Annotated in this window: 22 protein-coding genes; 7 read left to right on the top strand and 15 right to left on the bottom strand. The window is 30.7% G+C overall.

Going from position 1 to position 21,230, the window contains the following annotated elements:
* Positions 1–56: 56 nt before the first annotated feature.
* Genes L8W69_RS03905 through purB form a run of 4 tightly spaced genes read right to left on the bottom strand, consistent with a single transcriptional unit; the run spans position 57 to position 6,582 of the window.
* Positions 57–863, bottom strand: a complete 807-nt coding sequence (locus L8W69_RS03905; protein WP_263659205.1) for an undecaprenyl-diphosphate phosphatase — start codon at positions 861–863, stop codon at positions 57–59.
* The gene (locus tag L8W69_RS03910) at positions 860–2,845 is read right to left on the bottom strand and encodes an OPT family oligopeptide transporter (protein ID WP_263666482.1); all 1,986 of its coding nucleotides are present in this window, start codon (positions 2,843–2,845) and stop codon (positions 860–862) included. Before L8W69_RS03910 ends, L8W69_RS03905 begins: the two co-directional genes overlap by 4 nt.
* A 15-nt stretch (positions 2,846–2,860) precedes the next feature.
* Positions 2,861–5,236 (bottom strand): ribonucleoside-diphosphate reductase subunit alpha, encoded by a 2,376-nt coding sequence (locus tag L8W69_RS03915; protein WP_263666483.1) that lies wholly within the window; start codon positions 5,234–5,236, stop codon positions 2,861–2,863.
* 17 nt (positions 5,237–5,253) lie between these two features.
* Positions 5,254–6,582 (bottom strand): adenylosuccinate lyase, encoded by a 1,329-nt coding sequence (gene purB, locus L8W69_RS03920; protein WP_263659208.1) that lies wholly within the window; start codon positions 6,580–6,582, stop codon positions 5,254–5,256.
* 79 nt (positions 6,583–6,661) lie between these two features.
* On the opposite strand from purB, the gene L8W69_RS03925 reads away from it, so the two are divergent.
* Positions 6,662–7,564, top strand: coding sequence for an RluA family pseudouridine synthase (locus L8W69_RS03925; RefSeq protein ID WP_263666484.1), 903 nt, complete (start codon positions 6,662–6,664; stop codon positions 7,562–7,564).
* Here the strand turns inward: L8W69_RS03925 and L8W69_RS03930 are convergent.
* Genes L8W69_RS03930 through L8W69_RS03950 form a run of 5 tightly spaced genes read right to left on the bottom strand, consistent with a single transcriptional unit; the run spans position 7,561 to position 10,289 of the window.
* A complete protein-coding gene (locus tag L8W69_RS03930) occupies positions 7,561–8,265 on the bottom strand; it encodes a hypothetical protein (protein ID WP_263666485.1) in 705 nt (234 codons plus the stop codon). The genes L8W69_RS03925 and L8W69_RS03930 overlap by 4 nt on opposite strands.
* Before the next feature lie 45 nt (positions 8,266–8,310).
* A complete protein-coding gene (locus L8W69_RS03935) occupies positions 8,311–8,580 on the bottom strand; it encodes a hypothetical protein (RefSeq protein WP_263659212.1) in 270 nt (89 codons plus the stop codon).
* Positions 8,570–8,680, bottom strand: a complete 111-nt coding sequence (locus L8W69_RS03940; protein ID WP_263659213.1) for a hypothetical protein — start codon at positions 8,678–8,680, stop codon at positions 8,570–8,572. The genes L8W69_RS03935 and L8W69_RS03940 overlap by 11 nt, the downstream gene beginning before the upstream one ends.
* Complete coding sequence (rlmN, locus tag L8W69_RS03945) at positions 8,677–9,747, bottom strand: 23S rRNA (adenine(2503)-C(2))-methyltransferase RlmN (protein WP_263666486.1); 1,071 nt, start codon at positions 9,745–9,747, stop codon at positions 8,677–8,679. The genes L8W69_RS03940 and rlmN overlap by 4 nt, the downstream gene beginning before the upstream one ends.
* A gap of 8 nt (positions 9,748–9,755) precedes the next feature.
* Positions 9,756–10,289 carry a purine-nucleoside phosphorylase gene (locus L8W69_RS03950; protein ID WP_263659215.1) on the bottom strand — a complete coding sequence of 178 codons (534 nt, stop codon included), beginning with the start codon at positions 10,287–10,289 and terminating at the stop codon, positions 9,756–9,758.
* Between the two features lie 90 nt (positions 10,290–10,379).
* Between L8W69_RS03950 and rsmA the strand changes: the two genes are divergently transcribed.
* From rsmA to prfA, 5 genes are all read left to right on the top strand, one after another.
* On the top strand, positions 10,380–11,207 hold the full coding sequence (rsmA, locus tag L8W69_RS03955) for a 16S rRNA (adenine(1518)-N(6)/adenine(1519)-N(6))-dimethyltransferase RsmA (protein WP_263666487.1): 828 nt from the start codon (positions 10,380–10,382) through the stop codon (positions 11,205–11,207).
* Positions 11,167–13,125 (top strand): ribonuclease J, encoded by a 1,959-nt coding sequence (locus L8W69_RS03960; protein ID WP_263728425.1) that lies wholly within the window; start codon positions 11,167–11,169, stop codon positions 13,123–13,125. Before rsmA ends, L8W69_RS03960 begins: the two co-directional genes overlap by 41 nt.
* Before the next feature lie 9 nt (positions 13,126–13,134).
* Positions 13,135–13,896 (top strand): pseudouridine synthase, encoded by a 762-nt coding sequence (locus tag L8W69_RS03965; RefSeq protein WP_263666488.1) that lies wholly within the window; start codon positions 13,135–13,137, stop codon positions 13,894–13,896.
* Between the two features lie 89 nt (positions 13,897–13,985).
* Entirely contained in the window at positions 13,986–14,249 is a 264-nt protein-coding gene (rpsT, locus tag L8W69_RS03970; protein WP_039617063.1) for a 30S ribosomal protein S20, read from the top strand.
* Between the two features lie 3 nt (positions 14,250–14,252).
* Positions 14,253–15,320 (top strand): peptide chain release factor 1, encoded by a 1,068-nt coding sequence (gene prfA / locus L8W69_RS03975; RefSeq protein ID WP_263666489.1) that lies wholly within the window; start codon positions 14,253–14,255, stop codon positions 15,318–15,320.
* Positions 15,321–15,328: 8 nt separating this feature from the next.
* Here the strand turns inward: prfA and L8W69_RS03980 are convergent, their stop codons facing one another.
* The 3 genes from L8W69_RS03980 to L8W69_RS03990 form a co-directional block, all read right to left on the bottom strand.
* Positions 15,329–15,907, bottom strand: a complete 579-nt coding sequence (locus tag L8W69_RS03980; RefSeq protein WP_133319092.1) for a lytic transglycosylase domain-containing protein — start codon at positions 15,905–15,907, stop codon at positions 15,329–15,331.
* A 68-nt stretch (positions 15,908–15,975) separates the two neighbouring features.
* On the bottom strand, positions 15,976–17,547 hold the full coding sequence (gene recJ / locus L8W69_RS03985; protein ID WP_263659219.1) for a single-stranded-DNA-specific exonuclease RecJ: 1,572 nt from the start codon (positions 17,545–17,547) through the stop codon (positions 15,976–15,978).
* A complete protein-coding gene (locus L8W69_RS03990; protein ID WP_263661397.1) occupies positions 17,537–19,174 on the bottom strand; it encodes a CTP synthase in 1,638 nt (545 codons plus the stop codon). Before L8W69_RS03990 ends, recJ begins: the two co-directional genes overlap by 11 nt.
* A gap of 100 nt (positions 19,175–19,274) precedes the next feature.
* On the opposite strand from L8W69_RS03990, the gene thyX reads away from it, so the two are divergent.
* Positions 19,275–19,907 (top strand): FAD-dependent thymidylate synthase, encoded by a 633-nt coding sequence (gene thyX / locus L8W69_RS03995; RefSeq protein ID WP_039617054.1) that lies wholly within the window; start codon positions 19,275–19,277, stop codon positions 19,905–19,907.
* A gap of 13 nt (positions 19,908–19,920) precedes the next feature.
* Here the strand turns inward: thyX and L8W69_RS04000 are convergent, their stop codons facing one another.
* The 3 genes from L8W69_RS04000 to queF are packed head-to-tail and all read right to left on the bottom strand — an operon-like array spanning position 19,921 to position 21,223.
* Positions 19,921–20,130, bottom strand: coding sequence for an alkylphosphonate utilization protein (locus tag L8W69_RS04000; protein ID WP_263666490.1), 210 nt, complete (start codon positions 20,128–20,130; stop codon positions 19,921–19,923).
* Positions 20,131–20,139: 9 nt separating this feature from the next.
* The gene (locus tag L8W69_RS04005; RefSeq protein WP_263666491.1) at positions 20,140–20,784 is read right to left on the bottom strand and encodes a porin family protein; all 645 of its coding nucleotides are present in this window, start codon (positions 20,782–20,784) and stop codon (positions 20,140–20,142) included.
* 52 nt (positions 20,785–20,836) lie between these two features.
* A complete protein-coding gene (gene queF, locus L8W69_RS04010) occupies positions 20,837–21,223 on the bottom strand; it encodes a preQ(1) synthase (protein ID WP_039617048.1) in 387 nt (128 codons plus the stop codon).
* Positions 21,224–21,230: the final 7 nt, after the last annotated feature.

A 21,230-nucleotide genomic window follows, 5' to 3' on the forward strand; every position in this document is an offset into this window, starting at 1 on the left:
CTAATTTTAGCTATGAAAAACTTAAACTTTTTTTAAATAAAGGATATTTTTATATTTCAAACACCTGTTCTTGATATATCTAAAGTACCACTCATAAAAAGGTATAAAAATACAAAACCTAAAATTATCCTATAAATTCCAAAAGGTATGAAGTTTATCTTGCTGATTAATTTTAAAAATATTTTAATTACTATAAAAGCCACTACAAAAGCTGTTATAAAACCTATGGCTAAAGGAATAAAATTATTCATATTGCTTAGAACTTGTGGTTCTTTATAAATGCTATAAGCTGTTGCTATAATCATAGTAGGAATTGCAAGCAAAAATGAAAATTCAGAAGCAACTTTGCGATCAAGTCCGAGCAATAACCCACCTATGATACTTGCTCCACTTCTTGAAGTACCTGGTATAATAGCAAGAGCTTGAGTTAAACCTATCAAAAAAGCTTGTTTATAACTTACCTCATCTAAAGAGTGGATTGTATAGTCTTTTTTTCTATGTTTAAGTTCTATGATGATAAAAACAATCCCACCAATGATTAACATAGTAGCCACGGTATAGCCATTAAATATTTCTTTTAAAAACTTATATGCTATAAAACCCACCCCACCTGCAGGCAAAAAGCCCACAGCAAGTTTTAACCAAATATCAAGTTTTTGAGTTAGTTTTTCTTTAAAAATAAAAATCACCGCTAGTATAGAACCAAGCTGAATGATGATAAAAAAACTTCTCCAAAAATCATCTATATTTAAACCCAAAATTTCAGCACCCAAGATCATATGCCCGGTAGATGAAACAGGTAAAAATTCTGTCAGACCCTCAATGATTCCTAAAATCAAAGCATAATAATAATCTAAATTCATTTTTTAAGCACTCTTCTTGCAAAAATTAGCATAATCGCTACAAAAACTACAAAACCTATAATCCCATCATCTTTAAATGAAGTTGCAATAGCAAGCGGATCTTCAGTCCCACCTCTACTAATAGAAAGCACAGTTAAACCAGCTATTAATACTCCAAATATACTCTCACCCACTATCAAACCAGAGGCAAATAAGGTTCCTTTTTGCTCATGCTCTTGAATAAGTTCTTTTTTATGAGCATTTTTAGCATATCTTTGATCCAAACGCTTTTTAATTAAATATGCCAATAATCCACCTATAAACAAAGGCATATTAACAGCAGGTGGTAAATATATACCTATACCCACAGCTAAAGGCGGTAAAGTCATATTTTTCTTTCTTAATAAACGATCGACAATGATTATACCAACACCCACAAAAGCTCCTGCTATAATATAACTCCAATCAATGTTAGCGTTAAAAATACCTTGAGCTATAGTGCTCATTAAATTTGCTTGCGGTGCAGCAAGTGCATTTGCCTCATCCATTCCTTCTCTTGGCATTGCACCCACAAAACCATAAGCTTGGTATAACAAATTTAACACAGGAGCTATAGCCAAAGCTCCAAACACACAGCCTATAATCAAAGAAACTTGTTGTTTCCAAGGAGTTGCACCTACTAAATAACCAGTTTTTAAATCTTGTAAATTATCATTAGAAATAGCAGCAGTTGCCAAAATAACACTGGTAGTAAATATAGCAAAAGCAATAGCAAATTTAGACATTAAAGGATCGCTAAATAAATCTACTTGATAACCCAAAAGTAAAATAATCAAAGAAGAAATCATAATCCCAATTAGTCCTATACCTGAAATAGGAGAAGATGATGAACCCACTAAACCTGCCATATATCCACAAGCAGAAGCTACAAAAAAGCCTATAAAAATAGCTACTAAAGTTCCTACCAAAGCAAAAAGAATTTGATAGCCACTTGCTAAATTTGAATCGGCCACAAAAGCATAAAATGAAATAAACAAACCTATACACATAAGCACAAATAAACCTAGCATAGCTTTTAAAGATAAATCCATATCTTTAGGATCTTGTGAGAGGTTTAATGAAGTTTTTTTAAGCATATTTTTCATGCCATCATATACAGGCTTTGCAAGTTCTATTAAAGTCCATAATGCTGCTATGGCAATAGCTCCTGTACCTATTAAGCGTACTTTTTGAGCCCAAATTTGATTAGCTATATCAAGCGCACTTAAGCTTGCATCAAAATTTTCTTTAGCAGAAAAATATGGCACAAAAACCATCCAAGCAAGCACCATACCCACAAGCAATGCAACACCTCCGGCTATACCTACTAAGTATCCAGCACCCAAAAGCGCCACTGAATAGCCCATAGAAAATCCAAAAGTCATTTTTTGCCAAATAAATGCAAAACTACTTCCACTTGAAAGTAGTTTAAAGCCACTTGAAAAAAGGCTTACAATAGAAGCTAATACTACACCAAGTGTGATTTCTTTTAAGCCCACCTTTCCTTTTTTATCAGCTTGATCTTTATTGGCCACTTTTAAAATTTCAGCAGCAGCCCTTCCTTCAGGATAAGCCAATTTACTCTCTACTACCATAGCTCTACGCAAAGGTATAGTAAAAAGCACGCCTAATCCACCTCCGCAAAGACAGAGCATAAAGGTAAGCCAAAGTGGAAATTCAAACCAATACCCACATATAAAAAGACCCGGTATAACAAAAATCACAGCCGAGAGCGTACCTGCAGCTGAAACTTGAGTTTGAACCATATTATTTTCTAAAATATTAGAATCTTTAAAGATTTTTAAAACAGCCATTGCAATTACAACAGCAGGAATAGAAGTAGAAAAAGTAAGACCAACTTTAAGCCCCAAATATACATTTGAGGCAGTAAAAATAATCGTTAAAATACTTCCTAGTATTATACCCCTAAGCGTAAGCTCCGGTAGTGAGTTTTTTGTATGCATTTTGTTTCTCCATTTTTATTGACAACCTTCACATTCTATAGTTCTATCAACCACATCATCATTTACTTTTTGACTATCAGGACTTTCGCTTCTTAGATAGTAAGTTGATTTAACACCTAATTCCCAAGCAAGTTGATAAATTTCATTTAAATATCCACCGCTTGCTTTATCTAAAGAAACAAAGATATTTAATGATTGACCTTGATCAATCCATTTACCACGAATCGCTGCTGCTTTTACTAAGATTTTTTGATCAAGCTCATAAGCAGGAGTGTAATACTGCCAAGTATTAGCGCTTAAATTTGGCACCACAGTTGGTATCATACCACTTAAGTTTTGCTCAAACCATTTTCTTTTATATACAGGCTCAATTGTTTGAGTAGTACCCACTAAAATCGAGATAGAAGAAGTTGGTGCTATAGCCATTAAATAACCATTTCTTATACCATCTCTTTTTAGTTTTTCTCTTAATTTTTCCCAATCACACTCGCTTTGATCAAACAAACCTTCACTTGCGGTAAGTTTTTTAGCATTTTCATTTGCTACATCAATTGGCACTATACCTTTACTCCAATTTGATCCTTCAAAGTCAGGATAACTTCCTTTTTCTAAGGCTAAATTTGAGCTAGCTAAAATCGCCTCATAGCTAATCATCTCCATAATACGATCAATTTTTTCAAAATGCTCATTAGAACCCCAATAAATTTGAGCCTCAGCCAGCATTTGCGCTTCACCCATTACACCAAGTCCTATAGCGCGTGATTTTAAGTTGGTATTTTTAACCTTTACATGGGGATAAAAATTCAAATCAATCACATTATCAAGCATTCTTATCGCTGTTGGCACTACTCTTTGGATGTCTTCTTTGGTGTTGATTTTACTTAAGTTTATACTTGCAAGATTACAAACTGCGGTTTTTCCTTCGTTTTTATATTTTTCTACTATATAAACTTTTTTACCATTAATACTATCTAAAGTAGAAACTTTCTTAGCAAGCTTTTTATACCCTCCATCTATTGCAAGCTCTTCATCCTCATCTAAATGAAGCTCTGTTTTATCATCAAATACAATTTTGATTTGATAATAATTTGGATCTGTATTTTGAAAAATTTCTGTACATAAATTTGAACTTCTTATAATTCCTGCGTGGGAATTTGGATTTGTTTTGTTTGCACTATCTTTAAAACATAAAAATGGCATACCTGTTTCAAAATAAGATAAAAGTATTTTTTTCCAAAGCTCTTTTGCATCTATAATTTCTTTAGCTATGCTTTCATCTTTTTCAAATTCTTCGTATTTTTTCTCAAATTCTTCACCATATAAATCACATAAACTTGCAGTATCAGCAGGATCAAAAAGCGTCCATTTACCATTTGTCCTTACTCTTTTCATAAATAAATCATTAATCCACAAAGCAGGGAAAAGTTCATGCGCTCTTCTTCTTTCTTCGCCAGAATTTTTACGCAAATCTAAAAAGTCATTAATATCCATATGCCAAGGTTCGATATATACAGCAATCGCCCCTTTTCTAGTACCAAGTTGATCAACAGCAACGGCTATATCATTAGTGATTTTTAAAAATGGTATGATCCCGCCTGCTGCGTTTTTATGCCCATCTATACTTCCACCCATAGCACGCACCTTGGACCAATCCCAACCTATACCACCGCCAAATTTAGATAAGAGTGCCATTTCTTGATAGGAATCAAAAATCCCTTCTATATTATCAGGTGTGCTTCCTATATAACATGAGCTTAATTGGTGTCTTGTAGTTCTTGCATTTGAAAGGGTTGGAGTTGCAAGCATTACTTCAAAAGTTGAGATCAAATCATAAAATTTTTTAGCCCAAGTTTGAGAATCTAATTCATTTTGTGCTAAAAACATCGCAATAGCCATAAACATTTGTTGTGGTAATTCTATAGGCATACCTTTAGAATCTTTAATCAAATACCTATCATATAAAGTTTTTATACCAAGATAAGTAAATTGCAAATCACGCTCTGGCTTGATATAAGCATTAAGATCATCTAAATCATATTTTTCTTTTAAGCCGATTAAAATCCTACCTTCTTTTTCGCCTTTTTCAAGGTATTCTCTTAAATGCTTATACCCATTATAACCACTTACTTTTTTATATAAATCATACAAAAACAATCTTGCAGCAACAAAGGTCCAATTAGGCCTATCAATATCTATTTTATCTACTGCTGTTTTTATAAGAGTTTGTTGGATTTCTTCTGTTGTTATACCATCACGAAATTGAATTTTTGCATCTACTTCAAGCTCACTTTGACTTACATTTTCTAAATTTGCCACCGCGTCGGTAGTATATTTTTTAATCTTAGAAACATCTAACTCTTCAGTTCTTCCATTTCTTTTTAATACTTTCACTCACAACCCCTAGTTTATTATTTAAAAGTTCTTTCAAAAATTTTATCTACATTTTTAGTATAGTAGTTATAATCAAAGCAATTTCTAATATCTGCTTCACTTAAAGAATTTTTCAAATCCTCATCAGCTAATAAAGCTAATAAAAACAAACTCTCACCTTTTTCATTTAAAGCAGGCTTACCATTTTGTAAATCAGCCCAAACTTTCATAGCATTTCTTTGAACAATCTTGTAAGCTTCTTCTCTGCTTATACCTTTAAATGGAAGTTCAAGCAATACTCTTTGAGAAAATACAAGCCCTCCAGTTAAATTTAAATTTTTCATCATATTTTCTGGATATACCAAAAGCTTTTCTACCACACCGCATAATCTTGAAAGCATAAAATCAGTCGTGATAAAAGCATCAGGTAATACAAATCTTTCTACACTAGAATGTGATATATCTCTTTCATGCCACAATGCTACATTTTCTAAAGCAGGTGTTACATAAGCTCTTATCATCCTGCAAAGACCGGTAATATTTTCACTCAAAACAGGATTTCTTTTATGAGGCATAGCTGAACTTCCTTTTTGTCCTTGAGAAAAATATTCTTCAGCTTCATATACTTCTGTTCTTTGAAAATGGCGGATAGCAACAGCAATTTGCTCACAACTTGAAGCTAAAATAGCTAAAGCCGAGATAACTTGTGCGTAACGATCTCTTTGTATAACTTGGTTTGAAACTGGTGCTGGTTTAAGATCTAAATTTTTACAAACTTCTTCTTCAAATTCAAGTGGAGCATGAGCAAAATTTCCCATAGCACCACTGATTTTTCCATAGCTAATCACTTCTTTTGCATGAATAATTAAATCTTTTGCATGAACTAGCGAATCATACCAAATAGCCAAAACTAAACCAAAAGTTATAGGCTCTCCATGAATTCCATGACTTCTTCCCACCATTAAGGTATTTTTATGCTCATATGCTCTTGTTTTAATCGCTGCTAAAACTTGATCTAAATCTTGCAAGATTAGTTCCAAACTATCTTTGATCTGCAAAGCAACTGCAGTATCAATACAATCTGAACTTGTCATTGCATAATGTACAAAACGACTTTCCTCACCTAAGCTTTCACTTACACTAGTTAAAAAAGCGATAACATCATGTTTGGTAGTTTTTTCTATTTCATCTATTCTTGCTATATCAAATTTTGCATTTTTTATAATTTTTTCACAATCATCGTCTTTAATAAGACCAAGTTTATTCCATGCTTTCACAGCAGCTAATTCTACTTTTAGCCATGCATCATATTTTGCTTGCATGTCCCATTTTTTAGCCATGATTTCTCTACTATATCTTTCAACCATTTTCAAGACCTTTTTTTATATAATTTTTTATGAAAAAATAGTTTGAATTTTATTATAAATTACCTAAGAAAGTTATTAAATGGCATATATAAAAAAGAAACTAGCAAATAATGGAAAAAAGGCATTTAGACTACTTATGGATGAGTTGAAAATTTCTATGCGTGAAGCACAAAAACTCATTGATAAAAAAAGATTATTTTGTGATGGAAATTTGGTAGAAGAAAAAAATAAATTTTTAAATGGTTTAGTAGAATTAATCATATATGAAAACAACCCCAAAGGATTAGAAATAGTTTTTGAAAATGAAGATTTTGCCATCGTAGAAAAACCAAGTGGAGTACTAACTCATCCTAATGGGCGCAATTGTACTTATAGTCTTTGTGATGAAATTTGGCATTTATGGGGTGAAAAAGCTTGCGTAGCTCATAGACTAGATAAAGAAACAAGCGGACTTTTACTCATAGCAAAACATAAAAATACACAAATTGAGTTAAAAACTATGTTTGAAAAAAGATTAGTGCAAAAAAGCTATCTCGCTCTAGTAAAAGGAAAAACTAAAAAAGAATTTATAGTAGATAAAAGCATGGATTTAGCTAAAGACTATGATACAGTAAAAACTAGGATGCATATTTGTGAAAATGGCAAAGAAGCTTTAACACAATTTTATACTTTAGAATATTTTGAAAATTTAGATGCTAGTTTAGTTTTAGCTAAACCTCTAACAGGCAGACAACATCAAATAAGATTACATTTGTTTCATGTGAAACATAAAATTTTAGGTGAACCTTTATATGGTTTAGAAAAAACACAAATAGGGCAAATATTAGATGGAAAAATGAGTGATATAAAAAGAGCTCAAATTACAGGCGCTAAAAGACTGCTTTTACACTCTTTTAGCTTAGAATTTACATATAAAAATCAAAAATTTTTGATACAATCTCAAAAAAACATAAAGGATGAATTTTTGAAAAATCTACCTTAATCTTTTTCTAACTTTAAAACTTTATCAGTTTGGACTGCAACTGCAATTTGCTTAGCTGGCTCACCATAATCTCTACAATAATCACAAGATTTATAAAAATCTTGAGAATAAAATTCAAAAAATCTTTCTTTAGAATCCTCTAAATTTAAAAAATCACCATTAAATTCTTCAAGTCCTTTTAAGCGTGACAAGGAACTTGATATAGGACAAACAAAAATAGCTCCTTTAGGTGCTAATTGTTTATTTTCTAAGCCCTCAGATGTCATCAAACTTACACATGGCATTTGACAATTACGATAATTTTTGATTATATCTTCTTTACTTCTACCGCGTTTATAAATTTTTTCAGGATCACTCCAAGTAGAATTTTCGCCACTAGAGTTCATAGAAAATGGAATTTTATTTTCTTTTAATTTTCTTAGAATGCTTTCTTGTTTTAGTGGAATTTTTAAATTTGGCGATCTTTTGTAGTCTGAAATTGTAATTTTTCTAACCTTATTAGATTTTTTTAACTTTTTCATCAATTCATCTTTAAAATCAATAGTTGCATTAGTAACTAAAGAAAAAGTTAGTATTTTCTTTTGAGCATCTAAATAATCAATCAATTGTGGTAAATCTTTAAACAACAGGGGTTCTCCGCCTATAATTCTAACTCTTGCAATAGAATCTACTTTAGATAAAAGTAGATCTAATGATTCCATAATGCCCTCTAAAGTACAGGTATATTGATTTGATGGTGAAAAATACTACATCAAATTATTACATGATTCACAACGCAAAGTACATCTTGTAGTTAAAACTAATTCTAAATAAGGAATATCCACCTTACCTTCTAAAACCCTCTTTTCGAAGTATTTTTTCAAATAAAATTTTTTCATCAAAGCAGCATAAGGAACTTTAAAAATTCTAGCAATTCCTCTTTTACCATTTAAATGAGAAAAATACCAAGAAATATTTGGCTTTATATATCTATTTTGAAATAATTGATTTTCTAACAATTGTTTTTTATCTATCATTATTTTTCCCTTCATTTTTTAATACATAAATAATCCCACCAAGTCCTATGATCACTACTATGCTTATAAAAATAAGTTGGACTATATCTAAAAAAGTCATTGTTTACTCTGCCTTTCTTTAAGCTGTCCGCATGCAGCTGAAATATCAAGTCCTTTACTTTCCCTTATCGTACAAGTAACACCTTTTGCGCTTAAATAATCTTGAATTTTAACCGCATTTTCAACACTTGGTCTTTTATATAAACTTCCTTCGTGTGGATTAAAAAGTATTAAATTTACTTTGGCTTTTATACCATTTAAGAGCTTGACTAGTTCTTTTGCATGTTCTATTTTATCATTTATCCCATCAATTAAAAGGTATTCAAACATTACTCTTTTACGCTGATCTATAGGAAAATTTCTCACCGCTTCCATAATGCTTGCTATATTATAAGCTTTATTAATGGGCATTAATTCACTTCTAAGTTCATCATTTACAGCATGGAGTGAAATAGCCAAAAGCACACCTAAATTCATTTCTCCAAGCTCTTTAATTTGCTTTGCTAAACCACTTGTGCTTATAGTTTGTCTTCTAGGGCTTATCGCTAAAGCATCATTATCAGCTAAAATTTTAACTGCCTTAGAAACATTTTTAAGATTATCCAAAGGCTCTCCCATACCCATATAGACTATATTAACCCTTCTTTCATAAGGTATGTTATTATGTTTTTTAATCCATAAAATTTGTCCTACTATTTCTCCTGCAGTCAAATTTCTTTTCAAACCGCCTTTAGCAGTCAGACAAAAACTGCACCCACTTTTACACCCCACTTGAGAGGAAACACAAATAGTATATCTTGCATGTTTGATGATTTTTCCATTTTCATCTACAAGCTCTTCTTTCATAGGTAGCAAAACAGCTTCTATTTTTTTACCATCTAAAAGCTCAAAAAGATATTTAATACTCCCATCCTTGCTTTTTTCTTCTTTAACACATTTTAAAGGTGAAAAATGAAAATTTTCTTGCAAAAACACCCTAAAGTCTTTTGGTAAAGATGACATTTGTAAAAAATCATCTGCATATTTTTTATATACCCATTCAAAAATTTGCTTTGCTCTAAATTTTGGCTGGACTAAATTTTCTAATTCTTCTTTAGTAAAATCTAATATATTTTTTAATTCACTCAATTTTTTTCCTATATAAGTTTCTTATCTAACAAAAAATCTTTTAATAATTCTTTTGCTTCTTGATGATTTTTTAAAAAATCTTCATGTGCAAATTCATTACAAAAATTTGTAGCACATAAATAACAAATTCCTTCTATTCCTTGCATTTTTGCACAAGAAAGCACAGCGTATGCCTCCATATTTTCTATATGTACGCCTTTTTTAAAAAATTCTTGAGCAATATTTTCATCTTTGCAAATATAATTTGAAGAATTAATCATAGTTTCATGTGAAACATTTAATCTAATCTCATTTGCTATAGGTGTATAAAAACTATCAAATAAATCTGCGTATTCTAAATTTACAGCATTAGAACTTTCATAAATGTCTAAAATTTTTCCTTCTTGGTAAATTCCACATGTACCTATAAAAATCACTCTATCTACTTTTACTTGACTTAAAATTTTACCTAGAGAAAAAGCAGAATTAACTAAGCCTACACCTATACTTTGTGCAAATTTAAAATCCTCATTTCCTCCTGCACACACTATAAGATTTTTCAAAAATTAACCTTTATAAAAAATAATTCAAATTTTATCTAATTAGCGCTTAAAATAATGCTATAATTAATATTTTTTAGATAAAATAAATTTATGATAAAAGCAAAAAAACATTTTGGGCAAAATTTTTTATGTGATAAAAGCGTGGTAGATAAAATCATCCAAGCCATACCCAAAGATACTAAAAATATAGTTGAGATTGGGCCTGGCTTAGGTGATTTAACGCAAGAACTTTTGAAAATTCCACAAGCTCATATTAGAGCTTATGAGATTGATAAAGATTTGATTCCTATTTTAAATAAAAAATTTCAAAATGAGATTGAAGGTGGAAATTTTGAGCTTATTCATCAAAATGCAAGTGATGCTTTTGATCAAGGAAGTTTAAGTGATAAAGAGTACTTTTTAGTAGCAAATTTACCATATTATATTGCTACAAATTTGATTTTAAAAGCCCTAGAAGATCAAAATTGCCTTGGGCTTATAGTAATGGTGCAAAAAGAAGTGGCACAGAAATTTTGTGCAAATGAAAAAGAAAGTAATTTTTCGGCCTTAGGGGTGCTTTGTGCATTAATATGCCAAAGACAAATGCTTTTTGATATACAACCACAAAGCTTTAATCCTCCACCAAAAGTTACTTCAGCTGTAATGAAGTTAATAAAAACTACTCATTATCAGCAAAAATGTGAAAATATAGAAGCTTTTAAAGAATTTCTTAGAGCTTGTTTTCAAAATCCTAGAAAACAACTCTTATCTAATTTTAAAAATAAAAAAGAAAAAATTCTAAAAGCATTTGAAGCACTAGACATCTCTTCTACCTCAAGAGCTCATGAAATTAGCGTTGATTCATACCTTAAAATTTATGACTATTTAAAGGATGACTATGAGCGAAGAAAACAAAACTCAAGAACAAAACAAAACTAAAAGATTTAATAAATTTAGAAACAAAAGAAAAAAAGATTCACAAAATCAAGAGCAAAATAGCGAAATTAAAAATGAAACAAAAGTAGAAAATGCTCAAACTGAAGCTAGCGAAGAAAAAAAGAAAAAGAAAAAGAATAGAAATTTACCATCTAAATTAAGTGGTAATGAAGAATGGCAAATAGAACTTGCCAAAAGTATAGAAGCTAATAAAATCATGCACGAGCTAAGACTTCACCCTTTAAAACACAACAACTCAAGCGAACATAAAATTCGTATTACACCTTTGGGTGGGCTTGGGGAAATCGGTGGAAATATCACTGTTTTTGAAACCAACAACGATGCAATTATCGTTGATATAGGTATGAGTTTTCCAGATGGAACCATGCATGGAGTAGATATTATCATACCTGATTTTGACTATGTAAGAAAGATTAAAAACAAAATTCGCGCTATCATCATCACTCATGCTCATGAAGATCACATCGGTGCTGTGCCATATTTTTTCAAAGAATTTCAATTTCCTATCTACGCAACACCTTTAGCACTAGGTATGATTTCAAATAAATTTGAAGAGCATGGTTTAAAGGCTGAGCGTAAATGGTTTAGACCTATAACAAAAAGACAAATTTATGAAATAGGTGAATTTAATTTAGAATGGATTCACATAACCCACTCTATCATCGATGCTTGTGCTTTGGCTATTAAAACTAAAGCAGGAACCATCATACACACTGGCGATTTTAAAATAGATCAAACACCAATTGATGGCTATCCAACAGATTTAAGTCGTTTAGCTCAATATGGCGAAGAAGGCGTACTTTGTCTTTTAAGTGATAGTACAAACTCATATAAAGAAGGTTATACAAAAAGTGAAAGCTCCGTAGGACCTACTTTTGATCAAATTTTTGCCAAAACTAAAGGCAGGGTAATCATGAGCACCTTTAGCTCTAATATCCACCGCGTATATCAAGCTATTAGTTATGGTTTAAAATACGGCAGAAAAGTGTGTGTTATAGGGCGTTCTATGGAAAGAAATCTCTATACTACTATGGAACTTGGCTATATCAAACTTGATAGGAAAATTTTCATTGACGCTGATGAAGTAAGCAAATACAAAGACAACGAAGTACTAATTGTCACTACAGGAAGTCAAGGCGAGACCATGAGTGCTTTATATAGAATGGCAACTGATGAGCATAAATTTATCAAAATCAAACCTAGCGATCAAGTTATCATTTCAGCTAAAGCAATACCAGGTAATGAAGCAAATGTTTCTGCTGTACTTGATTTTCTTTTAAAAGCAGGAGCTAAAGTAGCTTATCAAGAATTTAGTGAAATTCATGTAAGCGGACATGCTAGTATAGAAGAACAAAAACTCATGCTAACTTTAGTAAAACCTAAATTTTTCTTACCAGTGCATGGAGAGTATAATCATATCAATAAACACAAAGAAACTGCTCTAAAATGTGGTATACCTGAAAGAAACATCTACTTAATGAGTGATGGGGATCAAGTAGAGCTTTGTCAAAAATACATCAAACGTGTAAAAACAGTTAAAACAGGAAAAGTCTTTGTGGATAATCAAATCAACAAACAAATCGCAGATGATGTGGTAATTGATAGACAAAAACTAGCAGATAGCGGTATAGTTGTCATCATCGCCCAGCTTGATAAAGCAAGTAAAACACTAATTAATAAACCAAGAGTATTTAGTTATGGCTTGGTAGCTGATAAACAAGATGGAGCATTCTCAAAAGAAATGAGTGATGTTTTAAGTCAATTTTTCCCAAATGTAAAAGATGAAATTTTAGATAATCCAAAAGTTTTAGAAGCTCAAATTAGACAAGTACTAAGAAAGCATATTTTTAGAAAAATCAAAAAATATCCAACCATAGTACCAACTATTTTTGTGATGTAAAGTAAAATTATGAGAATTAATAAATTCATCTCACACAATAGCAAATATTCTCGCCGTGAGGCTGATGAGCTAATCAAGCAAGGCTTAGTAAAAATCAATAAAAAAACAGCCTTGCTAAATGATAGTGTAAATACTGAAGATAAAGTTTTTATCAATGGTAAAAAACTCCATAAAAAAACACAATTTTCAGTCATCATTTATCACAAGCAAAAAGGCGAAATAGTTAGCAAAAAAGATGATAGAGGTAGAAAAACCATCTATCATACTTTACCAAAACAGTTTAGCACTTGGCTTAGCGTAGGAAGGCTTGACTTTGCAAGCGAGGGATTACTTTTACTAACTGATTCACCTGTAATAGCAGATGCGCTTATGCATAGTGATTTAGAAAGAGAATATTACTTAAAAGTAAAAGGTAATATAGATAAAAATGTCATCGAAGCTATGCAAAATGGCTTAGAAATTCAAAATGAAAAAAAAGGGGCTCACGCTAAAACTAAAATAACTTCAATGAATTTTGCTCCATTTTTAGGCTTTGAAATTTTTGGCTCAAGCGGAGGCTATACGAAGCTAAAAGTAATCATTAATGAAGGTAAAAATAGAGAGTTAAGACGCTTTTTTGGACATTTTGATTTAGAAGTGATGGATCTTAAAAGAGTGGCATTTGGAGCATTAGATCTTGGTATGTTAAAAGCTGGCAAATATCGTTATTTGGAAAATGGCGAGTATGAAAAACTGCGCGATTTTTTAAAAATAAATGATATTAGGTATTAAAATTAATACTTTAAAAATACTTAAATTAATTAAAATTTAATTTTAATTTTGTATAATTAGCAATTTAATTTATATAAAAAAGGAAAATTATGGCAAACCATAAATCTGCTGAAAAAAGAGCAAGACAAACTATCAAAAGAACTGAAAGAAATAGATTTTATAGAACAAGATTAAAAAACATTACAAAAGCGGTTCGTGAAGCAGCGGCAAATAACGATAAAGAAGCTGCACAAAATGCATTAAAAGTAGCTAATAAAAGCATTCACGCTATGGTAAGTCGCGGATTTTTGAAAAAACAAACTGCATCACGCCGTGTTAGCAGATTAGCATTATTGGTAAACAAATTAGCATAATTAATGTTAGCTGATAAACTCAAACCTTTTTTAGCACGCTTTGATGAGTTAAATACTCTTCTTAGTGATGTTAATATCTCTAATGATATTTCTAAAATGACAGCTCTATCTAAAGAGCAAAAAAATTTAGAACCCATAGTAGAAAAAGCAAAAGAATATCTAAAAACCTTAGACGATATAGAAGAAAATAAACTTCTTTTATCTGATCCTGAACTAGGTGAACTTGCAAAAGAAGAACTTAAAAATCTCGAAGTTTTAAAGCCACAACTTGAAGAAAAATTAAAAATTCTCTTATTACCTAAAGATCCAAACGATGATAAGAATATCTTTTTAGAAATTCGTGCAGGCACAGGTGGTGATGAAGCTTCTTTATTTGTTGGGGATTTAGTAAAAGCTTATATACGCTATGCTGAAAATCGTGATTACAAATATGAAATTGTAAGTTCAAGTGAAGGTAGCGTAGGTGGATTTAAAGAAATCATCATTCTTATCAAAGGAAATGGAGCTTATTCAAGGCTAAAATACGAAGGTGGCACACATAGAGTTCAAAGAGTACCTGAAACAGAATCTCAAGGTAGAGTTCATACTTCAGCTATTACAGTGGCTATTATGCCTGAAGTTGATGATGTTGAAATTCAAATCAATCCAAATGATTTAAAAATCGATGTAATGCGTAGTAGCGGTCATGGTGGTCAAAGCGTAAATACCACAGATAGTGCTGTAAGAATCACTCACATTCCAACAGGTATAGTTGTAGTAAATCAAGATGGCAAAAGCCAACATAAAAACAAAGAAAGTGCTATGAAAGTCTTAAAGGCAAGACTTTTTGAAATGCAAGAACAAGAACGCTTAGCTAAAGAAAGCGAGGCAAGAAAATCACAAGTTGGAAGTGGTGATAGAAGCGAACGTATACGCACTTATAATTTCCCTCAAAATAGAATTAGTGATCATAGAATAAATCTTACTTTATATAGACTTGATGCGATTTTAGAAGGTGGACTTTTTGATGAAATCATCGAGCCATTAATCGCTTATTATCAAGCAGAGGCTTTAAAACAAGAAAATTTATAATTCTTGTTTTAATTATTGCTTGCTAATAAAATTCTATATTGTTCTTTATCAACATTTATCAAAAGCGAAACTAATTTAAAAGCTCTAAATTTTTCCATTACAAAAAGATCTTTACTATCTTTTAAAACTATAGCAACTAAATTTTTCATTACTTTATCAAGCCAAATATTTTTATATTTATCATTTGCTGAATGATATCTTCCAATAGCATTCCAATTAAACCCGTATCGTTGTATAATTTCATAAAGTAATCTTGCTGCTATGTCTATATTTGCACTAACTTTTACAATCTCTTTTTCGCTAACACCATAACGCTTTAAATGAATACTATTAATTTGCATTAAACCATAATCTCTTGTTTGATTTTTATTTCTACCAATGATATTATGTTCATAAGCTGCATTCTCTGTCAAAGCTATGGCTTTAAGTAATGCCATGGGTATATTATACTTTCTAGCCGCGATTTTAAAATCTTTATCATATTTATAAAAATTTTCAGGTATATAAATATCACCTATAAAAATTTTTGTATCAAAAGCAAAAGTAAAATTAAAAAATATTGCTAATAATAAAATCCTTTTTAACATTTTACTCCTTTATAGTACTTATGCTATAGCAAATTTATAAATAAAAATTATGCAAATAAGTTAATAAATTATCTAAGAATTTCTTTTATAGTAAGTTGAGGGGTGATTAATCCTCTAAAATTATTTTTAGAAATACTAGCTATAAAATCAATATTTTCACCAATTTCTGGCTCATAATCAAAGTTAAAAAATAAAGCTTCTAAAGTCTTATTTCCTTGTGTTAAAATAAGTTTTATATGATTTTCATCTTTACCAAGTCTTTTTTTGTTTTTTACAAAAAGCTTATCAAATTTAAAATATGGTCTTGGGTTTTTATGCCCAAAAGGTTCAAAAAATTCCAATATCTCTAAAAGTTCAAAATCAACTTCATTTGGATCAATACTACCTAAAACCTCATCAGTATTGTAAAAATCATCTTTAGGGATATTTTGACAAATTTCATAAAGCTTATTTTTAAAAATACCAAATTTTTCAAGCTCGACTAAAACTCCAGCTGCACCTTTATGTCCACCATAGCTTAAAACAAATTCTTTAGCTTGTTCTATAACATTTAAAATATCTATCCTACCCACGCTTCTAACGCTAGCTTTAGCCTTTTGCTCACATTCTGAAAAAACAAAGGCAGGCTTGTTAAAATGCTTTGCTAAACGACTTGCAACTATACCCAAAACACCCTCATGCCAATTTTGGCCATTGACAATAATCACAGGATCATTTTCATCAACTTGTTCTAAACATTGTTTAAAAAGCTCGCGCTCTTCATCTTTACGGCTATTATTATAAGTAATGATTTGTTCTAAATAACCCATAACCTCATTAATATTTTTAGAATGCAAAAATTTATAAGAAATAATCGCATCATCCATTCTACCTGCACTATTAATCAAAGGTGCAATTAAAAAACTAATATTATCAAGTTCAAATTTATCCTTACCAAAATACTGTTTGATAGCTTTAAATGCAACTCGTTTTGAATCATTAATACACTCTATGCCTTTTCTAACTAAGGCTCTATTTAAATCTCTAAGCTCCATCATATCTGCGATAATTGCGATAGATAAAAGCTCTATAAATTTACACATATTATAATTAATCTTACATACTTCTTTTATAGCAGCAACTAAATACCAAGCCACTTGAGCACCACAAATTTCAATATCAGGAAATTCACAATCTTGTTGTTTAGGATTAATGATCGCATAAGCTTTTGGTAAAGTAGCTGGAGGCATATGATGATCGGTAATAATTAAATCAATTCCTTTTTGCAAACAAAGCTCTGCTGCATCAAAAGCTGCTATACCATTATCTACAGTGATGATTAAATCTACCCCATTAAGTTCATTGATGATTTCTTCATTTAGACCATATCCATCTTTAAAACGATTTGGAATTTTTACCACATAGTCATATCCGATATCATCAAAAAATTCAGATAAAATCACACAAGAAATCACCCCATCTACATCATAATCTCCAACAATAGCAAGCTTTTGATTTTTTTCAATCGCTTCTTTAATACGCAAAGCACCCTTATAGACATCTTTTAAACAAGATGGCATAGGTAAATCACAAAGCTTTACATGTGTATCATTGATAAAACGCTGGTGTAAAATTTCTTTTATTTTGGCTTTATTTAGCATGATTTGTTAAAGATGCCTTGATAAAAGAAAAAATAGCCGGATTAACCCTAACTAAGCGTGAAGTAAATTCAGGGTGAAACTGCACTGCTAAGAAAAATGGATGATCTTTAAGCTCTACAGCCTCAACTAAACCTTCATTTTCCCCGCTTATAATAAGCCCATTTTTTTCAAACATTTCTTTATATTTTGGATTAGCTTCATAGCGGTGGCGGTGGCGTTCTTTTACGCTTTTTTGATTATCATAAACCTTACTTAAAAGTGTATTTGGCTTGATATGACACTCATAAGCTCCAAGACGCATAGTTCCACCAAGTGGAGTTTTACTTGTTCTAATTTGCTTTTCTCCACTTGCGTCAATAAATTCATCAATCAAAAAGATGATAGGATTTTTACAATTTGGATTGAATTCATGAGAATTTGCATCTTCTAGTTTTAAAACATTGCGTGCAAATTCCACTAAAGAAAGCTGCATACCCAAACAAATTCCTAAAAATGGAATTTTATTTTCTCTTGCATATTGTATGGCTTTGATTTTTCCTTCTACTCCACGGTAGCCAAAACCACCTGCTACTAAAATCCCATTTACATCTTTAAAGCTTTCTTCGACATTTGCATTTTCTAATTTTTCACTATCAATCCATTTTAAATTTACTCTTGCATCAAGTGCTGCACCTGCATGGATAATGGCCTCTGTTAAGCTTTTATAGCTTTCTTTTAAATCTACATATTTTCCTACAAAAGCAATGCTAAGTTCATTACTTGGAGCGATGACTCTTTTTACTAAAGAATCCCATTCGTTCATATTTGGCTTTAAATTTTGAAGATCTAATAAACTTGCAATAGAATTTAAAATATCTTGTTTTAAAAAATTTAGTGGAATTTGATAAATACTAGCTGCATCCACACTTTCTATAACGCAGTTTTTTTCAACTCCGCATGAAATTGCGATTTTGTCTTTTAACTCTCTATCTAAAGATTTTTCACTTCTGCAAATGATCATATCAGGGCTTATACCTATACGGCGTAATTCTCCCACACTATGTTGAGTTGGTTTTGTTTTAAGTTCTCCTGCTGCTTTGATAAATGGCACTAAAGTCAAGTGAATATTAATAGCATTGTATTTACCCACTTCAAGTTTTAAAGCTCTAATAGCTTCTAAAAATGGTAAGCCTTCTATATCTCCTACCGTACCACCTATTTCAACGATTAAAATATCTTTATCAACTCCAGCCTTTTTAATACGATCTTTTATCTCATCAACTATATGAGGGATTACTTGTATAGTTTTTCCTAAGTAATCTCCTCTTCTTTCTTTTTCTATAACACTTTGATAAACTCTTCCTGTGGTAAAGTTATTATCCTGAGTTAAATTCTCATTTAAAAATCTCTCATAATGTCCTAAGTCTAAATCTGTCTCAGCTCCATCTTCAGTTACAAAAACTTCCCCATGCTCCAAAGGACTCATCGTGCCAGGATCTACATTAATATAAGGATCTGCTTTTAAAATACTTACTTTTAAACCTGAATTTTTTAAAATCGTAGCTATAGAAGCTGCTGCTATACCTTTTCCTAATGAGCTTAAAACACCACCGGTTACAAAAATATACTTAGTTTGTTTTAATTTCATAAAATAACCTTAATTTCTTTTTTTGAAATTATAACGAATAAAAAATTTTATTTTTATAAACATTTGTGTAAAATTCAATTATTTTTGAAGGAAATTTTCGATGAAAATCACATTATTAAATCATACTCCACTTTCTGTATGCTCTCATGCAACAAGAACATGTTGGCAAAGTTTTGACAAAGGCGATTGTGGTGGTGAGAAAGACAAAGAATTAATCGATCGAGTGGGAAATAAATTCAAACATGCTTCAACCTTAGAGCATTTAAACTATACTTTTTATATACAAGGTATTTCAAGAGCATGCTTACAAGAAGTTGCAAGACACCGCCACACTAGTCCTAGTGTAAAAAGCACAAGATATACTTTAAAAGAACTAAGAAATGAAAGCGAATTTAAAGAAAATGACTTTGAAAATGCTAAAAGATACTTAGTATTAACCGGAAATGAAGTAGTGGATAATGCAAGTATCAAAGCTTTAGAAAATCTACGTTTGATTTTGCAAAATAGCATTAGTTTAGATATAGCAAAATACTGCTTACCAGAAAGTTATAAAACAGAATTAACTTTAACGATTAATGCAAGAAGTTTGCAAAATTTTATTACTCTAAGAAGCTCAAAATCAGCCCTTTGGGAGATAAGACAACTCGCAAATGCTTTATTTGAAAACTTACCTGAGGAACATCAATTTATTTTTAAACATTGTGTTTATCAAGAAGAAAATTCCCAAGATTGATTGGGAATTTTTACTATATTTTTTTAAGAAATTCAGTTTTTAAAACAATCACACCAAATTTATCTACCTTAGCTTCAATTTCAGTGTCTTTGTTTGTAAGTTTAATATTTTTTATAGTCGTGCCACGCTTTAAAGTAGTGTTTGCACCTTTTACCTTTAAATCTTTCACAACACTTACACTATCACCTGCATTAAGCTCAGTTCCATTTGTATCTTTTGGCATATATTCTCCTTAGAATTTATAAGTATATCCTAGATATAAACCATAATTTGTTTGTTTAGGATCGTAAAAGTTTGAACCTACCTTGCTTTGGTAGAAATTTCTTGTATTATAATGAGTTTGCTCGGCTTTAAAACCAAACTCAATTTCATTTGCTTGATTTAACTCATATAAAGCACCGATTTTTGCTCCATAAGTATAACCATCAAAATCTTGAGATAATGATAAAAAGCTTGTTTTTAAAGTAATATCCGTTCTTGCATAGCCACCATATACACCTAAAACAGCTTTTGTTTTTTCAAAGATTTTTGGAGTAAAATCATAACCAAGCAAAAACTTATGTGTAGTAAATTCTCCATCAATTTTAAACTTTGTAGTATTGATTACATCACTAAATTCGCTTGAATAATTATAAGCACCATAAATTCTATGGTTTTCACTAAAACGATAACCAACTCTTAAACCAAAAACAGGAACATTACCTTCTAAATCACCATTAAATTTTTTATTATTTTTAGTATGATCAAGATCAGATTTTACCTTAGTATGAAACCAACCAGCATCAATACCTAATAATATTCCTGAATTTTCATCAGCTAAAGCTAAATTTGAAACCAAAGCAACACTTGCAACTAAACTAAATAATTTTAATTTCATATTTTCCTCCTTAAAATAAGACTTAATATATCCTTTTATTTTTAATAAAAACTTAATTTTGTGGTACCACTAAATCAGATCTACACTCAATCACGGTATGAACATTACCACGAGGGTTAAAATCACCTACTACTTTTATCCATTTTGGATCAAGTTTTTCTTTTAAAGTATTATAAATTTCATTAATACTTGCTTCATGTGAAACATTTCTATACATAAAGGTATTAATATAAAGTTTGATTGCTTTAAGTTCTACTACTAATTTATTTGGAATGTATTCTAAGTAAATTGTAGCAAAATCAGGATACCCACTACGCGGACAACAACACATAAATTCAGGTAAAGTGATTTTAATCACATAATCATTTTTGGCATCATTTGGCCAAACTTCCATATTTTCTACACTAAATTCTTTGATTTCTTTTTCACCATATCGCATTTATAAT

Origin of the sequence: Campylobacter sp. CNRCH_2016_3089, from assembly GCF_025772505.1 — a bacterium.
Lineage (GTDB): Bacteria > Campylobacterota > Campylobacteria > Campylobacterales > Campylobacteraceae > Campylobacter_D > Campylobacter_D lari_D.

Bases quoted from the DNA above. Each gene is read 5' to 3' on its own strand.
- L8W69_RS03905 (WP_263659205.1), bottom strand. From the start codon at position 863: ATGAATTTAGATTATTATTATGCTTTGATTTTAGGAATCATTGAGGGT.
- L8W69_RS03910 (WP_263666482.1), bottom strand. From the start codon at position 2,845: ATGCATACAAAAAACTCACTACCGGAGCTTACGCTTAGGGGTATAATA.
- purB (WP_263659208.1), bottom strand. From the start codon at position 6,582: ATGGTTGAAAGATATAGTAGAGAAATCATGGCTAAAAAATGGGACATG.
- L8W69_RS03925 (WP_263666484.1), top strand. From the start codon at position 6,662: ATGGCATATATAAAAAAGAAACTAGCAAATAATGGAAAAAAGGCATTT.
- L8W69_RS03930 (WP_263666485.1), bottom strand. From the start codon at position 8,265: ATGGAATCATTAGATCTACTTTTATCTAAAGTAGATTCTATTGCAAGA.
- L8W69_RS03935 (WP_263659212.1), bottom strand. From the start codon at position 8,580: ATGATAGATAAAAAACAATTGTTAGAAAATCAATTATTTCAAAATAGA.
- L8W69_RS03940 (WP_263659213.1), bottom strand. From the start codon at position 8,680: ATGACTTTTTTAGATATAGTCCAACTTATTTTTATAAGCATAGTAGTG.
- rsmA (WP_263666487.1), top strand. From the start codon at position 10,380: ATGATAAAAGCAAAAAAACATTTTGGGCAAAATTTTTTATGTGATAAA.
- L8W69_RS03960 (WP_263728425.1), top strand. From the start codon at position 11,167: ATGAGCGAAGAAAACAAAACTCAAGAACAAAACAAAACTAAAAGATTT.
- L8W69_RS03965 (WP_263666488.1), top strand. From the start codon at position 13,135: ATGAGAATTAATAAATTCATCTCACACAATAGCAAATATTCTCGCCGT.
- rpsT (WP_039617063.1), top strand. From the start codon at position 13,986: ATGGCAAACCATAAATCTGCTGAAAAAAGAGCAAGACAAACTATCAAA.
- prfA (WP_263666489.1), top strand. From the start codon at position 14,253: ATGTTAGCTGATAAACTCAAACCTTTTTTAGCACGCTTTGATGAGTTA.
- L8W69_RS03980 (WP_133319092.1), bottom strand. From the start codon at position 15,907: ATGTTAAAAAGGATTTTATTATTAGCAATATTTTTTAATTTTACTTTT.
- recJ (WP_263659219.1), bottom strand. From the start codon at position 17,547: ATGCTAAATAAAGCCAAAATAAAAGAAATTTTACACCAGCGTTTTATC.
- L8W69_RS03990 (WP_263661397.1), bottom strand. From the start codon at position 19,174: ATGAAATTAAAACAAACTAAGTATATTTTTGTAACCGGTGGTGTTTTA.
- thyX (WP_039617054.1), top strand. From the start codon at position 19,275: ATGAAAATCACATTATTAAATCATACTCCACTTTCTGTATGCTCTCAT.
- L8W69_RS04000 (WP_263666490.1), bottom strand. From the start codon at position 20,130: ATGCCAAAAGATACAAATGGAACTGAGCTTAATGCAGGTGATAGTGTA.
- L8W69_RS04005 (WP_263666491.1), bottom strand. From the start codon at position 20,784: ATGAAATTAAAATTATTTAGTTTAGTTGCAAGTGTTGCTTTGGTTTCA.
- queF (WP_039617048.1), bottom strand. From the start codon at position 21,223: ATGCGATATGGTGAAAAAGAAATCAAAGAATTTAGTGTAGAAAATATG.